Source organism: Pseudomonas fildesensis, from assembly GCF_001050345.1.
Lineage (GTDB): Bacteria > Pseudomonadota > Gammaproteobacteria > Pseudomonadales > Pseudomonadaceae > Aquipseudomonas > Aquipseudomonas fildesensis.
In genome coordinates this window covers 130,651-148,573 of sequence record NZ_LFMW01000004.1, presented here as the reverse complement: position 1 = coordinate 148,573, position 17,923 = coordinate 130,651, and the positions used below count along the sequence as shown (strand labels likewise).

Annotated in this window: 17 protein-coding genes; 9 read left to right on the top strand and 8 right to left on the bottom strand. The window is 61.6% G+C overall.

Annotated features, from left to right (window positions below):
• The first annotated feature begins 76 nt into the window (after window positions 1-76).
• The 3 genes from ACR52_RS07090 (at window position 77) to ACR52_RS07080 (ending at window position 2,929) form a co-directional block, all read left to right on the top strand.
• Window positions 77-1,021, top strand: a complete 945-nt coding sequence (locus ACR52_RS07090; protein ID WP_048722995.1) for a GlxA family transcriptional regulator — start codon at window positions 77-79, stop codon at window positions 1,019-1,021.
• 68 nt (window positions 1,022-1,089) lie between these two features.
• A complete protein-coding gene (locus tag ACR52_RS07085) occupies window positions 1,090-2,265 on the top strand; it encodes an ATP-binding protein (protein ID WP_048722316.1) in 1,176 nt (391 codons plus the stop codon).
• A 235-nt stretch (window positions 2,266-2,500) separates the two neighbouring features.
• Window positions 2,501-2,929: a hypothetical protein gene (locus ACR52_RS07080; RefSeq protein WP_048722313.1), complete on the top strand. Its 429-nt coding sequence runs from the start codon at window positions 2,501-2,503 to the stop codon at window positions 2,927-2,929.
• Window positions 2,930-2,935: 6 nt separating this feature from the next.
• Here ACR52_RS07080 and ACR52_RS07075 read toward each other — a convergent pair whose 3' ends face one another.
• Both ACR52_RS07075 and ACR52_RS07070 read right to left on the bottom strand, forming a co-directional pair.
• Window positions 2,936-3,352, bottom strand: coding sequence for a DUF3010 family protein (locus tag ACR52_RS07075; protein WP_048722311.1), 417 nt, complete (start codon window positions 3,350-3,352; stop codon window positions 2,936-2,938).
• A 42-nt stretch (window positions 3,353-3,394) separates the two neighbouring features.
• Window positions 3,395-3,796 carry a lysozyme inhibitor LprI family protein gene (locus tag ACR52_RS07070; protein ID WP_048722309.1) on the bottom strand — a complete coding sequence of 134 codons (402 nt, stop codon included), beginning with the start codon at window positions 3,794-3,796 and terminating at the stop codon, window positions 3,395-3,397.
• Window positions 3,797-4,015: 219 nt separating this feature from the next.
• Between ACR52_RS07070 and ACR52_RS07065 the strand changes: the two genes are divergently transcribed.
• The 6 genes from ACR52_RS07065 to etfB all read left to right on the top strand — a co-directional run bounded on the left by ACR52_RS07065 (window position 4,016) and on the right by etfB (window position 11,945).
• A complete protein-coding gene (locus tag ACR52_RS07065; RefSeq protein ID WP_048722307.1) occupies window positions 4,016-4,993 on the top strand; it encodes a dipeptidase in 978 nt (325 codons plus the stop codon).
• A 213-nt stretch (window positions 4,994-5,206) separates the two neighbouring features.
• Window positions 5,207-5,737, top strand: a complete 531-nt coding sequence (locus ACR52_RS07060) for a DUF5943 domain-containing protein (RefSeq protein WP_048722305.1) — start codon at window positions 5,207-5,209, stop codon at window positions 5,735-5,737.
• 16 nt (window positions 5,738-5,753) lie between these two features.
• Entirely contained in the window at window positions 5,754-7,814 is a 2,061-nt protein-coding gene (gene dgcA, locus ACR52_RS07055; RefSeq protein ID WP_048722303.1) for a dimethylglycine demethylation protein DgcA, read from the top strand.
• A gap of 171 nt (window positions 7,815-7,985) precedes the next feature.
• On the top strand, window positions 7,986-9,944 hold the full coding sequence (dgcB, locus tag ACR52_RS07050; protein WP_048722301.1) for a dimethylglycine demethylation protein DgcB: 1,959 nt from the start codon (window positions 7,986-7,988) through the stop codon (window positions 9,942-9,944).
• On the top strand, window positions 9,944-11,164 hold the full coding sequence (gene etfA, locus ACR52_RS07045) for an electron transfer flavoprotein subunit alpha (RefSeq protein WP_048722299.1): 1,221 nt from the start codon (window positions 9,944-9,946) through the stop codon (window positions 11,162-11,164). Before dgcB ends, etfA begins: the two co-directional genes overlap by 1 nt.
• Window positions 11,165-11,174: 10 nt before the next feature.
• A complete protein-coding gene (etfB, locus tag ACR52_RS07040) occupies window positions 11,175-11,945 on the top strand; it encodes an electron transfer flavoprotein subunit beta (RefSeq protein WP_048722296.1) in 771 nt (256 codons plus the stop codon).
• A 90-nt stretch (window positions 11,946-12,035) separates the two neighbouring features.
• Here the strand turns inward: etfB and ACR52_RS07035 are convergent, their stop codons facing one another.
• Genes ACR52_RS07035 through ACR52_RS07010 form a run of 6 tightly spaced genes read right to left on the bottom strand, consistent with a single transcriptional unit; the run spans window position 12,036 to window position 17,919 of the window.
• A complete protein-coding gene (locus tag ACR52_RS07035) occupies window positions 12,036-13,970 on the bottom strand; it encodes a secretin N-terminal domain-containing protein (protein WP_048722293.1) in 1,935 nt (644 codons plus the stop codon).
• A 17-nt stretch (window positions 13,971-13,987) separates the two neighbouring features.
• The gene (locus ACR52_RS07030; protein WP_048722290.1) at window positions 13,988-14,473 is read right to left on the bottom strand and encodes a hypothetical protein; all 486 of its coding nucleotides are present in this window, start codon (window positions 14,471-14,473) and stop codon (window positions 13,988-13,990) included.
• On the bottom strand, window positions 14,470-15,006 hold the full coding sequence (locus ACR52_RS07025; protein WP_048722289.1) for a hypothetical protein: 537 nt from the start codon (window positions 15,004-15,006) through the stop codon (window positions 14,470-14,472). Before ACR52_RS07025 ends, ACR52_RS07030 begins: the two co-directional genes overlap by 4 nt.
• Before the next feature lie 6 nt (window positions 15,007-15,012).
• Entirely contained in the window at window positions 15,013-15,579 is a 567-nt protein-coding gene (locus ACR52_RS07020; RefSeq protein ID WP_048722286.1) for a hypothetical protein, read from the bottom strand.
• Window positions 15,576-16,301, bottom strand: a complete 726-nt coding sequence (locus ACR52_RS07015; protein WP_236692120.1) for a hypothetical protein — start codon at window positions 16,299-16,301, stop codon at window positions 15,576-15,578. Before ACR52_RS07015 ends, ACR52_RS07020 begins: the two co-directional genes overlap by 4 nt.
• A complete protein-coding gene (locus ACR52_RS07010) occupies window positions 16,282-17,919 on the bottom strand; it encodes a GspE/PulE family protein (RefSeq protein WP_048722271.1) in 1,638 nt (545 codons plus the stop codon). The genes ACR52_RS07015 and ACR52_RS07010 overlap by 20 nt, the downstream gene beginning before the upstream one ends.
• Between the last annotated feature and the right edge of the window lie 4 nt (window positions 17,920-17,923).

Here is a 17,923-nt window from a genome sequence, read left to right as displayed (position 1 = left end):
GCGACCTGCCCCCTTGAATCCGCCCATGAACGGGAGTATCACAGTGCCACGCTGCCCGTCCTACGAGAGCGCCACCATGTCCCAGGATTTCTACTTTTTGCTGATGCCGGGTTTCTCGGCCATCGGTTTTATCTCTGCGCTTGAACCACTGCGGGTGGCCAACCGCTTTCGTGGCGAGTTGTACCGCTGGCACGTCTTGAGCGCCGATGGCGGCGCGGTGCTGGCGAGCAATGGCATGTCGGTCAACGCCGACGCCGCGCTGGAACCGCTGAAAAAAGGCGCGACGCTGATGGTGGTCGCCGGCTTCGAACCGTTGAAGTTCGCTACCCCCGCACTTGAACACTGGCTACGCCGTCTCGACCACGAAGGCGTCACCCTCGGCGCCATCGACACCGGCGCCTGTGTACTCGCCGAAGCCGGCCTGCTTGACGGCCATCGCCTGACCCTGCACTGGGAAGCCATCGACGCCTTCAAGGAGTCCTATCCCCAGCTCACCGTCACCCAGGAACTGTTCGAGATCGACCGCCGCCGCATCACCTGCGCGGGCGGCACCGCGTCCATCGACCTGATGCTCGACCTGATCGCCCAGGCCCACGGCCCGGAGCTGGCTATCCAGGTCTCCGAACAATTCGTGCTCGGCCGCATCCGCCCGCGCAAAGACCACCAGCGCATGCAAATAGCCACGCGCTACGGCATCAACAATAAAAAGTTGGTGCAAGTGATCGGTGAGATGGAGCAGCACACGGAGCCGCCGCTGAGCACGTTGGCGTTGGCCGAAGCGATCAAAGTCACCCGGCGTCAATTGGAGCGGCTGTTTCGTCTGTACCTGAACGACACGCCGAGCAACTTCTACCTCGGCGTGCGCCTGGAAAAAGCCCGGCAGTTGTTGCGCCAGAGCGATCTGAGCGTGCTGGAAGTGAGCATTGCGTGCGGGTTTGAATCGCCGTCGTATTTCACCCGCCGTTACCGGGCGCGGTTTGCCAAGTGCCCGAGGGAGGATCGGCGACGGGAGGTGGTTTGACGGGCAATTATAGTCAATTATACTCATGGCTATAATTTATAGTCCTTTCCATAATTGAGTATAAAACTATGTCCAAGAACAGCGGCTTCGTGTTCCGCCGCCCCGCTCTGGCAAGCAGTATTGCCGATGGCCTGGTGGGGGCCGGTATTCAGGATTTCACCTCTGGCCTTTTTCTCGCGGCGCCGCGCCGCACAGGTAAAAGCACCTTTTTGCGTGAAGACCTGATCCCGGAGTGCCAGACCCGGGGTTGGCTGGCCGTGTATGTCGATCTGTGGGCCGACAAGGAAAAAGACCCTGCCGACCTGATCTCCGGTGCCATTGCCGGCGCCCTGGTGCCCTTCGAAAAGGGCATCCGCAAACTTGCCAAGAACATTGGCATAGAAAAACTCAGCTTCCTGTGGACCTTGTCTTGGGACTTTACCAAGCCCCAACTTCCGGCTGGAGCGACCTTGACCCAGGCATTGGAATTGCTCCACAGCGCTGCCGGCAAAACCGTGGTACTGGTGATTGATGAGGCTCAGCATGCGCTCACTACCGAAGCGGGCATCAACGCGATGTTTGCGCTTAAGGCCGCTCGGGATCAGCTCAATCAAGGACGTGAAGGCGAAGGCAGCGGTTTGCGTCTGGTATTTACCGGTTCCAATCGCGACAAGCTTGCTCATCTGGTACTGGTTAAAAGCCAGCCGTTCTTCGGTTCCAGCATCACGCCGTTTCCGCTGCTAGGCAAAGAATTCACCCAAGCCTACACCGCGCACCTCAACGCTCACTTGGCCAAGACCAATCAATTCAACGCGGCCGATATCGACGAAGCATTCGAGTTGGTGGGCCGTCGCCCCGAAATGCTGCGCACCATCATCGGTGAAGTAGCTCTGGAACTGGGCGAGGCGAGCCACTTGGGCCAACTGCTGCACAGTCGTGCCGAACTGCTGCGCGCAGGCGTATGGAGCGAATTCGAAAGCGCCTGGAACGCCCTCACCATTCCCCAGCGTGCGGTGCTGGAGGTGATGGTGGCGCGTTCGCAGAGCAACGAACCCTTCGCGCCGTTTACCGACAGCACCCTCACGGCTGTCAGCAAGGCGCTGGAAGATATGGGCAGCGACGTGGTGCCGGGCACCCAGACTATTCAGGCCTGTATCGATGCCCTGCGCGACAAGGAACTGGTGTGGAAGTCGAGCCGGGGCGGCTATGCGCTGGAAGACAAGTCCTTTGGTGATTGGCTCAAGGCATGCAAAGCCGGTTCGTGATTTCTGTAAGGCAGCTTCGGATTTGATGTGGGAATTGTCCTTTTCTTTCTCGTTGGCTTTGCCTTCCCGGGGGGGACTGCTAACGTCCAGAGCTCTCTGATTGACGGATTTTAGTGTGGGTTAGTTGCCATTTAAGTACTTGAACTCAATGAGTTCGCTCAACTAACGAGTCACGAAAACACGGTTTCAGAGGGCGAGCCAGTAGGTTCTTATTACCTGACAACAAGAGGTCAACATGCTGAAAAACATAGTTGCTGTTATCGCGTTTGCCTGCGCTCCCGCCTGGGCTGCCAAAACCCCTGAACCCTTCACCGGCATCGATTACAGCGGGCGTTATGAATGCAATGGCAAAGACAGCCATATCGGCGCCTTCAAGGGCGTTGTCGATATGCAACTCAACGCCAAACAAAGTACCGGTAAATACGGCGCTTATTCTTTCATCCTGACGCTGGAAGACAAGTCCCGTTATGACGGCTTCGCTGCTGCCACTTCGGATATATTGGCCGTGTACTTCGCCCACACCGATCCCGCGTTAAAAGACTATGGCATCGGTGTCGCGCAACTTGTTCCAACGCCGGAAGGTAAAGCGTCCTTCATCAAATACTATTACGGCCCTGAATATGAAGGCGGCGGGCACGGGATGGAGCATTGCGTCAGAAGCTAACGCGCGTTACTTCTTCATCAACGCTGAGCACGCGGCCTTGTAGGCTTCATGCTGATACTTGTTCAGCGTTGCCGGCAGATCAAACGTGTGTTTCTTGTTCTGCGCATTGATGGTCTGCGGCGACAGCAGCGTCACCTCAACACCCTCCAGCAACTGAAACACCCCTTCAATCTTGAACGTGGTCGGGCCACCGGCGAATTCACCTTTCTTGCTGCGCTTTTTGATCGCGATGCGGGTGATGCTGTTTTCCCGCACGAACGCGCTCACCTGAGCGGCGAAGGCTTTGACGTTGGCCGCTTCATCGTCGTCTTCGAGGGCGATTTTCTTGGTAGCCAGGGCGACATGGGTCAACGTCTGGTTGTCCAGGGCGGCGAGGGCGATGATGGCTTCGCTGCCTTTGATTTCGATGCCGCAGATAGTCATGGAAGGCCTTGTGTCAGAGGAAAAGATGCGGAGGATTGTCGCTTATTCCTGCCCAATCGACTCCAAAAACTCCGACCGCTCATCACTCATCCGCGCCAGGCAATCATTCTGCGCAATCGCATACGCCTTCGTACCGGTCACCGCCGGGAAGGTATCCACCGCGCAGTCCGCATCCCGTAATTTTTCCCACTTCTGCTGAGCATCCTTCAGACGAGCGGTAATGTCGGCCAGCTTGGTCTTGTCGCTGCCGTAGGTCGAACCCATGCGTTCGAGCAGGCCCTGGTAGTTATCCTTGAGCAGCTGTTCAGCGGTGGTTTTGTTGTAAGAGGCGCATTCCAGGGTTTGCTTGTCGTTTTCGATGCCATCGCACGGCGTGCTGTCGGTGTCTTCGGCGGCGTGGACGCCGGTTGCGATGAGTGCCAAAGCCAGGAAAATCGATTTCATTGCGCCGTCTCATATCAGGTGATGCGGGAATTCTGGCTCAAGCGTAAGACAAAGAACAGTCGCCAGTCAGACCAGTCATAGCAGCCTTTGTCGTGGATTGACGCTTTCGGCAATTCCCTTGTCGTTTTTGCACCCGGCTCCGTCAGCCCCTGGGCATATGCTGGCCCCAAAGCGCCGGCAGACGATTCGGCGCATGAATCGCCAATAAGGGGACGCCTGATGAGCCCAGCGCAATTGCACGCCGACAGCATCGTTATCGACGGGCTGATCATTGCCAAGTGGAACCGCGACCTGTTCGAGGATATGCGCAAAGGGGGCCTCACCGCCGCCAACTGCACCGTGTCGGTGTGGGAAGGGTTCCAGGCCACTATCAATAACATCGTGGCCAGCCAGACCCTGATCCGTGAGAACAGTGACCTGGTGATCCCGGTTAAAACCACTGCCGATATCCGCAAGGCCAAGGAGCTGGGCAAGACCGGCATTATCTTTGGCTTCCAGAACGCACATGCGTTTGAAGACCAGCTCGGCTACGTCGAGATCTTCAAGCAGCTCGGCGTCGGTGTGGTGCAGATGTGCTACAACACCCAGAACCTGGTTGGCACCGGTTGCTACGAGCGCGACGGCGGCCTGTCGGGCTTTGGTCGCGAGATCGTCGGCGAAATGAACCGTGTCGGCATCATGTGCGACCTGTCCCACGTGGGCTCCAAAACCTCCGAAGAAGTCATCCTCGAATCGAAAAAGCCGGTGTGCTACTCCCACTGCCTGCCGTCCGGCCTGAAAGAGCACCCGCGTAACAAGTCCGATGAAGAACTGAAGTTCATTGCCGACCACGGCGGCTTTGTCGGCGTGACCATGTTCGCGCCGTTCCTGGCCAAGGGCATCGATTCGACCATCGACGATTACGCCGAAGCCATCGAATACACCATGAACATCGTTGGCGAAGACGCCATCGGCATCGGCACCGACTTTACCCAGGGCCATGGCCAGGATTTCTTTGAAATGCTGACCCATGACAAGGGCTACGCCCGCCGCCTGACCAGCTTCGGCAAGATCATCAACCCGCTGGGCATCCGCACCGTGGGCGAGTTCCCCAACCTCACCGAGACCCTGCTCAAGCGCGGCCACAGCGAGCGCGTGGTGCGCAAGATCATGGGCGAGAACTGGGTCGACGTCCTAAAAGACGTCTGGGGCGAGTGAATAACTCTGGAGCCTACTCCGCTCGTCGATAGCTGCGTCAGGTCCTCGCGCCAAACTCGCCGTACGTCCCGTACTGTCTCGCTTGTCGCTCCGGTCCTTGCTTGCTCTCGACGTGCTCGCTACGGCTCCAAAGTCATTCACACGGCTTGTTTATAAGAGCAAAGCCAACGCTTTGCTAAGCACTGACCACGAATTTTCTGGAGTTAAGTTTCCATGGCCAAGATCGCCCCGCAATTGCCAATCGAAGTCGACAGCGAAACCGGTGTCTGGACCTCCGACGCCCTGCCGATGCTGTACGTGCCGCGCCATTTCTTCGTCAACAACCACATGGGTATCGAAGAAGTACTGGGCGCCGACGCCTATGCCGAAATCCTTTACAAGGCCGGCTACAAATCCGCCTGGCACTGGTGTGAAAAAGAAGCTGAATGCCACGGCCTGGAAGGCGTTGCGGTGTTCGAGCACTACATGAAGCGCCTGTCGCAACGCGGCTGGGGCCTGTTCAAGATTCAGGAAATCGACCTCGACAAAGGCACCGCCAGCGTCAAGCTCGAACACTCGGCGTTCGTCTACGTGTACGGCAAGGTCGGGCGCAAGGTCGACTACATGTTCACCGGCTGGTTTGCCGGCGCCATGGACCAGATTCTGCAGGCGCGCGGCAGCAACCTGCGCACCGTAGCCGAGCAAGTCTACGGCGGCTCCGAAGAGGGCCACGACGACGGCCTGTTCACCGTCAAGCCGTTGTAAGTCGAGGAACCCTGCCATGGCTTTCGAAGCAATGTTTGCGCCGATCCAGATCGGCAAACTGACCATTCGCAACCGCGTGCTCAGTACCGCCCACGCCGAGGTGTATGCCACCGACGGCGGGATGACCACCGACCGCTATGTGAAGTACTACGAAGAGAAAGCCAAGGGCGGGATCGGCCTGGCAATCTGCGGCGGGTCTTCCAGTGTCGCCATCGACAGCCCGCAAGGCTGGTGGAAATCGGTGAACCTGGCCGACGATCGGATCATCCCGCACTTCCAGAACCTGGCCGATGCCATGCACAAGCATGGCGCCAAGATCATGATCCAGATTACCCACATGGGCCGTCGCTCGCGCTGGGACGGCGAGCACTGGCCAACGCTGCTGTCGCCGTCGGGCATCCGCGAGCCGGTGCACCGTGCGACCTGCAAGACCATCGAGCCGGAAGAAATCTGGCGCGTGATCGGCAACTACGCCAGCGCCGCCGCGCGGGCCAAGGCCGGTGGCCTGGACGGCGTGGAGCTGTCGGCGGTGCACCAGCACATGATCGACCAGTTCTGGAGCCCGCGGGTCAACAAGCGCACCGACGAATGGGGCGGCAGCTTCGAAAACCGTATGCGTTTCGGCCTGGAAGTGTTGAAGGCGGTGCGCGCTGAAGTCGGCCCGGACTTCTGTGTCGGCATTCGTTTGTGCGGTGATGAATTCCACCCGGACGGCCTGTCCCATGAGGACATGAAGCAGATCGCCAAGTATTACGACGACACCGGCATGCTCGATTTTATCGGCGTCGTGGGTTCAGGTTGCGACACCCACAACACCCTGGCCAACGTGATCCCGAACATGAGTTATCCACCGGAGCCGTTTTTGCACCTGGCCGCCGGTATCAAGGAAGTGGTCAAGGCCCCGGTGCTGCACGCGCAGAACATCAAGGACCCGAACCAGGCCACGCGCATTCTTGAAGGCGGCTACGTGGACATGGTCGGCATGACCCGCGCCCACATCGCCGACCCGCACCTGATCGCCAAGATCAAAATGGGCCAGATCGACCAGATCAAGCAATGCGTCGGCGCCAACTATTGCATCGACCGCCAGTATCAAGGCCTGGATGTGCTGTGCATCCAGAACGCCGCGACGTCCCGTGAATACATGGGCGTGCCGCACATCATCGAAAAATCCACCGGGCCGAAACGCAAGGTGGTGGTGGTCGGTGCCGGTCCTGCCGGGATGGAAGCCGCGCGCGTCGCCGCCGAACGTGGCCACGACGTGACCCTGTTCGAGAAAAAAGAGTTTATCGGTGGGCAAATCACCACCGCCTCCAAAGCCCCGCAGCGCGACCAGATTGCCGGGATCACCCGCTGGTTCCAGCTGGAGCTGGCGCGCCTGAACGTCGACCTGCGCCTGGGTGTGGCGGCGAATGCCGAGGCAATCCTCGACCTGCGCCCCGACGTGGTGGTGCTGGCAGTGGGCGGGCATCCGTTCCTGGAGCAGAACGAACACTGGGGCGCGGCTGAAGGCCTGGTGGTCAGCAGCTGGGACGTGCTCGACGGCAAAGTTGCGCCGGGCAAGAACGTGCTGGTGTACGACACTATTTGCGAGTTCACCGGCATGTCGGTGGCGGATTTCCTCGCGGACAAAGGCAGCCAGGTGGAGATCGTCACCGACGACATCAAGCCCGGCGTGGCCGTGGGCGGTACGTCGTTCCCGACCTACTACCGCAGCATGTACCCGAAGGAAGTGATCATGACCGGCGACATGATGCTGGAAAAGGTCTACCGCGAAGGCGACAAGCTGGTGGCGGTGCTGGAGAACGAATACACCGGCGCCAAAGAGGAGCGTGTTGTCGATCAGGTCGTCGTCGAAAATGGCGTGCGTCCGGACGAAGAAATCTACTACGCCCTCAAGGGCGGCTCGCGCAACAAGGGCCAGATGGACATCGAAGCCTTGTTCGCGATCAAGCCGCAGCCATGCCTGAGTGAGGCGGGGGACGGGTACTTGCTGTTCCGCATTGGTGACTGTGTAGCGCAGCGCAATACCCACGCTGCGATCTATGACGCCCTGCGCTTGTGCAAGGATTTCTGACCCGACACCGAACCAAAGTGGACTCGGTCAAAATGTGGGAGGGGGCTTGCTCCCGATAGCGGTCGGTCAGCTACAGATGTATCAACTGACAGTCCGCTATCGGGAGCAAGCCCCCTCCCACATTCAGGGCCCGTTTCACAGTAGATCTGTGTGGTCTTTGGGAGCTTCACCATGTTGAATACCTTGCTTCCTATTCTCCTGTTCGCCGCCCTGGGCCTCGCCGTCCTCGGCGCCCTGCGCCGGGTGAACCTGTGGCGCCGTGGCCGAGCCTCCAAGGTCGACTTGCTGGGCGGCCTGCTGGCCATGCCCAAGCGCTACATGGTCGACCTGCACCACGTGGTCGCCCGCGACAAATACATCGCCAACACCCACGTCGCCACGGCGTTGGGCTTTGTGCTGTCGGCATTGCTGGCGATCCTGGTGCACGGTTTCGGCCTGCATAACCGCGTCCTCGGCTACGCGCTGTTGCTGGCGTCGGTGCTGATGTTCGTCGGCGCCACTTTCGTCTATCTGCGTCGGCGCAACCCGCCGTCGCGCCTGTCGAAAGGCCCGTGGATGCGCCTGCCGAAAAGCCTGATGGCGTTTTCGGTGAGCTTCTTTCTGGTGACGCTGCCGGTGGCCGGGATTCTGCCGGCGGACTTCGGTGGCTGGCTGCTGGCCGCGCTGCTGAGCGTGGGCGTGCTGTGGGGCGTGTCGGAAATGTTCTTCGGCATGACCTGGGGCGGCCCGATGAAGCACGCCTTCGCTGGTGCACTGCACCTGGCCTGGCACCGCCGCGCAGAACGCTTTGGCGGTGGCCGTTCCACCGGTTTGAAACCGCTCGACCTGAACGACAAAAGCGCGCCACTGGGCGTGGAAAAACCCAAGGATTTCACCTGGAACCAACTGCTCGGCTTCGACGCCTGCGTGCAGTGCGGCAAGTGTGAGGCGGCGTGCCCGGCGTTCGCCGCCGGCCAGCCGCTGAACCCGAAAAAACTCATCCAGGACATGGTCGTCGGCCTGGCCGGCGGCACCGATGCCAAATTCGCCGGTAGCCCTTATCCATCGATTGACGGCGGTGGCAAACCCATCGGCGAACACGGCGGCAACCCGCATCAGCCGATCGTCAACGGCCTGGTGGACGCCGACACCCTGTGGTCGTGCACCACCTGCCGCGCCTGCGTGGAAGAGTGCCCGATGATGATCGAGCACGTCGACGCCATCGTCGACATGCGCCGCCACCTCACCCTGGAAAAAGGCGCCACCCCGAACAAGGGCGCCGAAGTCCTGGAAAACCTGATCGCCACCGACAACCCCGGTGGTTTTGCACCGGGCGGTCGCCTGAACTGGGCGGCGGATTTGAACCTGCCATTGTTCAGCGAAACAGGCAGCGCCGACGTGCTGTTCTGGGTCGGCGACGGTGCCTTCGACATGCGCAACCAACGCACCCTGCGCGCCTTCGTCAAAGTGTTGAAAGCGGCCAAGGTCGACTTTGCCGTGCTCGGCCTGGAAGAACGCGACAGCGGTGACGTCGCGCGCCGTCTGGGCGATGAAGCCACCTTCCAACTGCTCGCCACACGCAATATCCAGACCCTGGCCAAGTACAGTTTCAAGCGCATCGTCACCTGCGACCCTCACAGTTTCCATGTGCTGAAAAACGAATACGGCGCCTTCAACGGTGACTATGTGGTGCAGCATCACAGCACCTTCATGGCCGAGCTGATTGGCGACGGTGCACTGAACCTGGGGCAGCACAAAGGCACTAGTGTGACCTACCACGACCCGTGTTATCTGGGCCGCTACAACGGCGAATACGAGGCACCGCGTGAAGTGCTGCGCGCGCTGGGGATTGAGGTCAAGGAGATGCAACGTTCCGGCTTCCGCTCGCGCTGCTGCGGTGGCGGTGGCGGGGCACCGATCACCGACATTCCCGGCAAGCAACGTATTCCCGATATGCGCATGGAAGACATCCGCGAAACCGGCGCCGAACTGGTGGCCGTGGGCTGCCCGCAATGCACGGCGATGCTCGAAGGCGTGGTTGAGCCGCGCCCGTTGATCAAGGACATTGCCGAACTGGTCGCCGATGCTTTGCTTGAAGATGCAGCGCCAATCAAATCTCCTCTAAAGCGTGAACCTGCGGAGGTGCATTGATGAGCGACATTATTCGCCGCGACCCACGGGCTGAATGGATCGCCCGCAACCGTCTGCACCCGCTGCATGCAGCGATGCAGCCGGTGCAACACAGCTGGATGGGCCCGAACGGCCTTATCCGCAAGAACGTGCACGGGGTCGGTTTTATCGGCCCCAACGGCATCAAGCGCATCGACCGCAGTGGCGCCCAGCAGGGTGGCGCGGCCAAGCGTACGGCGGCGGTGCAAGTGCAGTTGCCGCTGCATCAGGTGCCAGCGCCTGCGTTCTACATCAACGTGGTACCGGACATGGTCGGCGGCCGCCTGAGCAGCCACGACCGCGACTTGCTCGGCCTGGCGCGACAACTCGCCGGCAGCGACGGCGCGGTGCTGGCGGTGGTGTTTGGCGAGCATAAGGAAAGCGCCTTTGCCACAGCGGGCGTCGATCGCTTGCTGGTGCTGGAAGGTCGTGAGTTCGACGGTTATTCACCGGAGCAACGTGTCCAGGGCCTGCGGGCTGTGGATAACCAGTTCAACCCGCGCCACTGGCTGCTGCCGGACAGCCGCAGCGGTGGCGGCGAGCTCGGTCGACGTTTTGCCGCCAGCCTCAAGGAGCGCCCGGCAACACGCGTGTGGCAGATCAAAGGCGAGGAGTGCATCGGCCGCGCCGGTGCCGGTCAGGAAGACCTGGCGCGGCCGCTGCCACGCCTGATCCTCGCCGCCGTGGAATGCGCCGAACCCGTCAGCGACACCCGCCACGAAGTCTTGCCCGTGGAGTTATCCACAGCCCTGGCGCGCAGCCTGCCGCGCATCGAAGATTTGGGCGCGGTGGCGGTGGACCCGGCGGCAATTCCCATGGCCGAGGCCGAGTTTATTTTCTCCGGCGGCAACGGGGTCAAGGACTGGGCGTTGTTCCACCAGACCGCCGCTGCCCTGGGTGCTACCGAAGGCGCCTCACGGGTGGCGGTGGACGATGGCTTTATGGCGCGTGATCGTCAGGTCGGCGCCAGCGGCACCTGGGTCACGGCACGGGTGTATGTGGCCGTGGGGATTTCCGGGGCGATCCAGCACCTGCAAGGCATCGGTGCCTGCGACAAGGTGGTGGCGATCAACCTCGACCCGGGCTGCGACATGATCAAGCGTGCCGACCTGTCGGTGATCGGTGAAAGCGCCGCGATTCTGCAAGCCTTGATCGCGGCGGTCGAGACATACCGCAACGGCGCCAAGCGCGATGCGGCTTAAGGATATGGCCATGACGACGAATGTAATCAGCCTGGTGTCCATCGGTGCTCACCCGACTTCCGGTCGCCCACGCCGCGCCGAACAGGATGCACGCGCGGTCGAGTTGGGCCTGCAAATGGCCGGGGACACGTTGCAGGTGCTGCACGCCGGCAACATCGCCGAACCGACCCTGCGCAGCTACCTGGGCATGGGTTTGCCGCAGTTGCATGTGCTCGAACAACCGGCCGGCGCCGATGCCCTGCCGGTGCTCAGCGACTATCTGCGCGAAGCCGGCGCCCACGTGGTGCTCACCGGCAGCCAGGCAGAAACCGGCGAAGGCTCGGGCATGTTGCCGTTCCTGTTGGCCGAGCAACTGGGCTGGCCGCTGATCGTCGGGCTGGCGCAAGTGGAGTCCATCGAGGGTGGCGTGGCCCATGTGCTGCAAGCCTTGCCGCGCGGTCAACGGCGGCGCTTGAAGGTGCGTCTGCCGTTTTTGGCGACGGTGGATAACGCCGCACCCAAGCCTCGGCAAAGTGCCTATGGCCCGGCGCAGCGTGGCGAGTTGGCGGCCCATGAAGTCGAGGTTGAAGAAGACGAGTTATTCACCGGCGCGGTGCTCAAACCGGCCAAGCCACGGCCCAAGCGCCTCAAGGTGATCAAGGCCAAGAGCGGCGCCGACCGCATGAAAGCCGCCACGGCCAAGGCCAGCGGTGGCGGTGGGCAAGTGCTTAAGGGTGTGAGCGCCGAAGAAGGTGCACAGGCGATTCTCAAGTTGCTGATTGAAGAAGGCGTAGTCCGCTGACCCACAAACACTGCAAAACAGATGTGGGAGGGAGCAAGTCGAATCGTCGCACCGCCCCTCCCACATTTTGATCTCCATCAGTTCGTGAAATTAAGGCAGTGCCGGTGCCGGTATCGGCTCAGGCTTGGGCACCAAATCCGGCAACGGTGGCGGCAATGGTTGCCAGGTTGCATCGGGCTGTTGCATCGGCGGCGGCAACGCGGCGGCAGCGTCATCGCCCCGCGTGGACTTGAGCACCATATTGCTGGTGGTATCGCGCAGGATCATGCCCTCGGTCGAGCTGCGTGCCTCGGTGCCGCTGTGGAAGGTGCTGATCTGGGAAATCGGCAGGTCCAGGTTGCGTTCGATCCTGGGTGTCAGCAGCAGGATGATCTCGGTTTTCTGCCGGTTATTCTGGTTGGTGCCAAATAGCTTCTTGCCAATCCACGGGATCTGGCTCAACCACGGCAGGCCTGAGCCCTCATCGACATCTGCCGTGCGGATCAGCCCCGAGACGATCTGGGTTTCATTGTTGCGCGCGGTCAGCAGGGTTTTGGTCGCGCGTGAGCCCAGTTCGAAGGTGGCCGGTATATTTTCCGAGCCGGGAATGCGCTTGGTGATATGGCTCATTTCCACGTTCAACTCCAGGTTCACTTCATCGCTCAGGCTGATGTTCGGCTTGACGGTGATCTGCAGCCCGACGTCCTGGTAAGACACCGATGAGGTGGTGATCTGGTTGGCGGTAGTCGTGGTGACCACGGGGATTTTGTCGCCGATATTCACTTGGGCCTCTTCGCGGTTGCGTACGCGTACCCTGGGGTTGGCCAGGGTCACGGTGTTGCCGCTGCGTTGCAGCATATTGATGCGCGCCGAGGTGCTGCCGGCGTCCAGCAAGATGTTGTCGCCGTTGATCCCGCGCAACGCGCTGATCGGAATGCCCGCCAACCCGGCCGGAACGTTGGCCAGGTTACCCACCGACAAACCGATGCTCTCCGGGTACTGGATACCCAGGTTCAACTCGTCCGCCAGGCTGACTTCCAGCACCTGAATGTCGATGGTCACTTCCGACTGCGCGATATCAATGGCTTCCACCAGTTTTTCCACGGCGCTCAGGGTGTCCAGGCCGTCACGCACGATCACCGCATTCAGACGCTCGTCCACCAGCACTTCCTTGGGCTTGAGGATCTGCTTGATCTCCGCGCCGACGACCTTGGGGTCGCCATGGCTGAGGTAGAACGTGCGCACCGCCAGCTCGCGGTATTCGCGCTCTTTGTCCGGGCGTGAGGGGTACACGAGAATGGTGTTGGTGTTGAGCACTTTCTTCTGCAATTGCTGAGTTACCAGCAGCAAGTTGAGCGCGTCCTCTGCGGTGGTTTTGCTCGCGGTCATGCTGGCGGAGGCGCTGGGATTGACGTCTTTGTCGATGACAAAATTTACCCCGGACAACCGTGCAATGGTCTCGAAAATCGTGCTTAGGCTTTGCGCGCTGAACTCCAGGCTGACCGGTTTGCGCATCGCTTCGCTGAGGTCGGGGCTGAGGTAATCGGCGCTCACCAGTTGGCGGGTGAGGGCGTTGCGCAAATCGAGGGCCGCACGGTAGTTGGGCTTTTGCGCAATGACCTGGCGCACCAGGTTCAGCGCCTCCACCGGGTTGGATTTCTGCATCGCAAAGGCCCGTTCCAACTGCGGGCGCAGTTGTTTCATCGCCTGGATGCTCTGGATTTCCTGACGCGCGCCGAGGTTGCTGGGGTCGTACTTGAGGATGGTTTGCAGTGCGTGGATGGCGGCCGCGTCATCGCCACGCATCAACGCTGTGCTTGCCTCACGGCTGTAGTGGGCGACCAGCAATTCCAGCCGACTGAATTGGGCCGTGCGCAGCTGCACGTCGTCGGGGTCTTCCCGGGCTTCGGCTTGCAGCACTTCGACCGAGCGCACGAGGTCGCCCTGTTGGCGCAGCTCGTCGCTTTGTTTGATCGCGCGTTGGGTTTCGCAGCCACCCAGCAGCATCAGCATGAGGCTCAGGGGAATTAACGGACGTATCGCCATGATCGTGTCTTCCCCGGTCAGTGAGTGTCGAGCCGCAAGGTGCTGGCATGCTTGAGCGGCATGTAGGTCAGTACCACGGTGGTGTCGGTGAGTTTGTCCAGCCGGTAATGCGCGTCGAGCATCTTGCCCGGCACGATGCGCCCCGGTATCGAGCAGCGGTTGCACAGGGTGTACTGGTTGCCATTGCCGTGCAGCACGACGATTTTCGATTGGTTCTCAAAGCGCCACTGCGCGCTCACGGTGAAGGGCAACGGCGGTGGTTTGGGCGGCGAAGTGTCGACCGGTGTAGGGGGCGGCGCTGGCGTCCAGGTCTGGGCGGGGAACAGGTCGACCACGCTGGCCGTGGCTGCGACGGGCGAGGGGGGCGCTGCGGGCTCAGTCGGCCTGGCGACTACAGCCGTTGGCGCGCTGTCGAGGTCGTCCGAAGTGTCCTGCCATAACAGCCAGCCGCAGCCGATCAAGGTCAGCAATAGCAGCCCGCGCAAATAGAATGGCAGCGTCATTCCACCACCCCCAGCACACTCACCTTGAGGCCGATGCTCAGCAGGCCGCTGGTGATTTCCTTGCGCTCCAGGGTCACGCTTTCGATGCGCACTGCCGTTTCTTTCGCGACGTCCGACAAGGTTTCGCGCAACAGCAGGTAGGGGCCGGTGAGCGGGATGTCGACGTCCAGGCGTTGCAGCCCGGTGTCGCCGGGCGCCGAGTAGGCCAGGGTGGTCTGTTCGATGATAAAACCGCGTCGCGTGAGGATGCCCAGCAGTTGTTCCAGGCGGGGGGCAAAGTCGGCTGCGGTGGGTAATTGTTCGACCACCGCCGGTTCGGTGACCTGGACCTGCTGGGGCTGTTCGGCGATACCCGCCTCGAGTTCCTGGCGCCGCTGTCTGTCGGTGATACCTGCCGGGTGAATGACTGCGGCTTCGATCACCAGTGCCGTCGCTATCACGCCCAGCGCCAGCAGGCCCCAGAAGCCCAGGCGTTGCTGCCATTGCAGCAAGTGCCAACGCAGGCGCGGCAGGTAGAGAGTGAGTGCGTCCATGGGCGGCTACCCTGCGCCAATCACGAGTTTGACCTGCACCGGGTGCTGTGGGTCGTTGGTCTTGCGGGCACTTTGTTGCAGGTTCACGTGTACCCCTGGCTGCGCCTTGAGCCGTTCGACAAACCGAAAGGCGTCCACCAGCCCCTTGGCTTCCAGATCCAGGTGCACCTGTTGGGCCTGGGTGTTGACCTCCACGCGTGTCAGGGCGATTTCCCGGGACCAGGCCTGGGCCACGGCATCCATCAGCGCGAAGGGCGTCGCGGACTGTTGGGCGAAGGCCGCTACCTGTTGTTTTTGCCGGGGTGACAGGCGAATGGCAGCCTGGATCAACAGCTCCTGCTGGCGGGTCAGCTGGATGAAGTGTTGCTCTCGTTCATCGGTCTGTTGTTGCTGTTGCTCCATGCGTTGCCAGTGCTGCCACGTGTTGACGATCAGCACGGCGGCTACCAGCCACAACACGAACAACAGGGCGCGGGAGGTGGCGCCGGGGTGCTGGAAGTCGATGCTCGGTGCACGCGGCGTGCGCGCGTATTGCCAGCTGCTGGCGAGGCGAGATTTCAGGCGGGCAATCATAGTGACGGCTCTTGCAGCCACGGATGCAGTGGCCCCAGCCAATGTCCAGCAGGGCTATTGGCGACGACTCGGGTGTTGGGCGCATGCCGCTCCACCAGCAGGTCTGCGGTGAACAGGTTGTCGTTCAAGGCACTGCCAGGTTGGGTTTGCAGCACGCACACTTGATCGGCCACGCCCTGTTGCAGGTACAGGCAACTCAGGCCCTCGGTTTCAGGCAACGCCAGTACGCAGTCGTCGGGCAACTGCCGCCAGTATTGCTGCGCTACTGCCGTCAGCAATGGCGTACACGTCACCAGGGGCAAGCGGTGCAGCTTGAACAGGTCGCGCAGGTCTCGCAGCAAATCCCGTGGGGTCGCCACCGCCAGGCGTGCGTGGCCGAAGGTGCTGTTGGCGACCTGTATTTGCCACTGCTCGGCGTCGATGCTCGCTTGCTGGCTGAACGTCGCCTCGGCGAATCCTTGCCAGTCGTCCGCGCTGCACAGGCCGGTTTGCCACGGCAACATCAGGTAGTGCACATGGGGGAATCCCAACAGCACCGTGGCCCGGTCCAGGAACCTTACGCGGCCCCGAGGAGCCTGTTCCAGCAATTCGGCGCAGGCGCCCAGTGGCTCGCCGTGGTGCTGCGCGCGCCAGACCGGGGCGCCACGCCAGCGCGGGCGCGCGGCCCAGTCGGCGCCGGCACTCTGCAGCCACACCACGTGCTCAATAAAGGGAAATGACACGGTGGATCTCCTTGAGCGTGGTGTCGCCCTGGGCCGCGTGGGCCAGGGCGATATCGCGGATGAACACGTGGCCGGCCTCGCGTGCGAGTTCGCGCAGGGTGGAGGCCGAGCTGCGGTTGAGCAGGCCCTCCTTGATGCTGTCGGTCAGGGTCAGCACTTCCGCCAGGGCGAGCCGGCCGTGGTAGCCGGTGTGGCGGCAGGCCTCGCAGCCTTTGCCTTGGCGGTAATGGCCTTGTTGGAGTTGGCTGTCGGGCAGTTGGGCAAGCCGGGCGATGTCCGGGTCGGGTTCGGCATCCACGGCGCACTCCGGGCAGATCCGCCGCACCAGGCGCTGGGCGACCACGCCGTTGAGGGCTTCGACAAAACTGGCCGGGTCCACGTCCATGTAGGTAAAACGCTCCAGCACACTGAACGCGCTGTTGGCATGCACCGACGACATCACCAAGTGCCCGGTCAGTGCCGCCTGCACTGCAATCCCCGCCGTTTCGCCGTCGCGAATTTCCCCCACCAGAATCGTGTCCGGGTCATGCCGCAGGATCGAGCGCAGGCCACGGGCAAACGTCAGGCCCTTCTTGTCATTCACCGGAATTTGCAGCACGCCGGGCAGCTCGTATTCCACCGGGTCTTCGATGGTGATGATCTTTTTTTCGCCGGTATTGGTCTCCGACAGGGCGGCATACAACGTGGTGGACTTACCGCTGCCGGTCGGCCCCGTCACCAGCAACATGCCATAGGGCTCGCTGGCCAACACACGGATGCGGGCGATGGTGTCGGCGGCCAGGCCGAGGTTTGCAAGGCTCAGGGATTCGCCGCGTTGCGACTTGTCGAGAATCCGCAGCACCGCATCTTCGCCGTGGATGCTTGGCATGATCGATACTCGAAAATCCACCTCGCGGCCCTGGATTCTCATCTTGAAGCGCCCGTCCTGGGGCACGCGCCGCTCGCCGATATCCAGCTCCGACAACACCTTGATCCGCGACAGCGCCTGCTCGGCCATGTCTACGCCGCTGGCCTGGCCCATCTGCTGCAATACGCCGTCGATGCGGTACTTGATCACCAGACCCTGGGGCGTGGTTTCCACGTGGATATCACTGGCGCGACTTTGCAGGGCGTCGAAGAGCATGGAGTTGACCAGGCGCACCACCGGGTTGTCGTCGCGGGCGATGCTGCTCAGGGAAATTTCCTGGGCCGCTTGGCCGACCCGGGCGTTTTCGTCGTCCTCACCGAAAGGCTGCATGACCCGCTGGCTGGCTTCGGCGAGGGTCAATTGGGCCCTCACCGCGCCAGGCAGGCTCATGGCCAGGGGCAGTCGACGCAAGGTCTTGGAGGACTGCAGCCAGTGCCGGCTGGTCAGCGTGAACGGGTCTGCGAGTACCAGGCACGGTTGGCCCAGGTAATCCACCGGCAGCACGTTGTGGATCAAGGCCTGGGGTAATGCCAACAGGTCGAAGCGCCAGTGTTCGCCGAGGTGTTCAGGGGCGATGGCGAGCAGGCCCAAGGGTTGGGCGATGGTGTTTAGCTGGTCGGGGGCTTTATCCAGAACCTCCAGCAAGTAGGCCGACAGGGTCATGCCCCGTTGCGTTGCCAGCGCCTGCCATTGCCGTGTCTGCTCGCTCATCGCG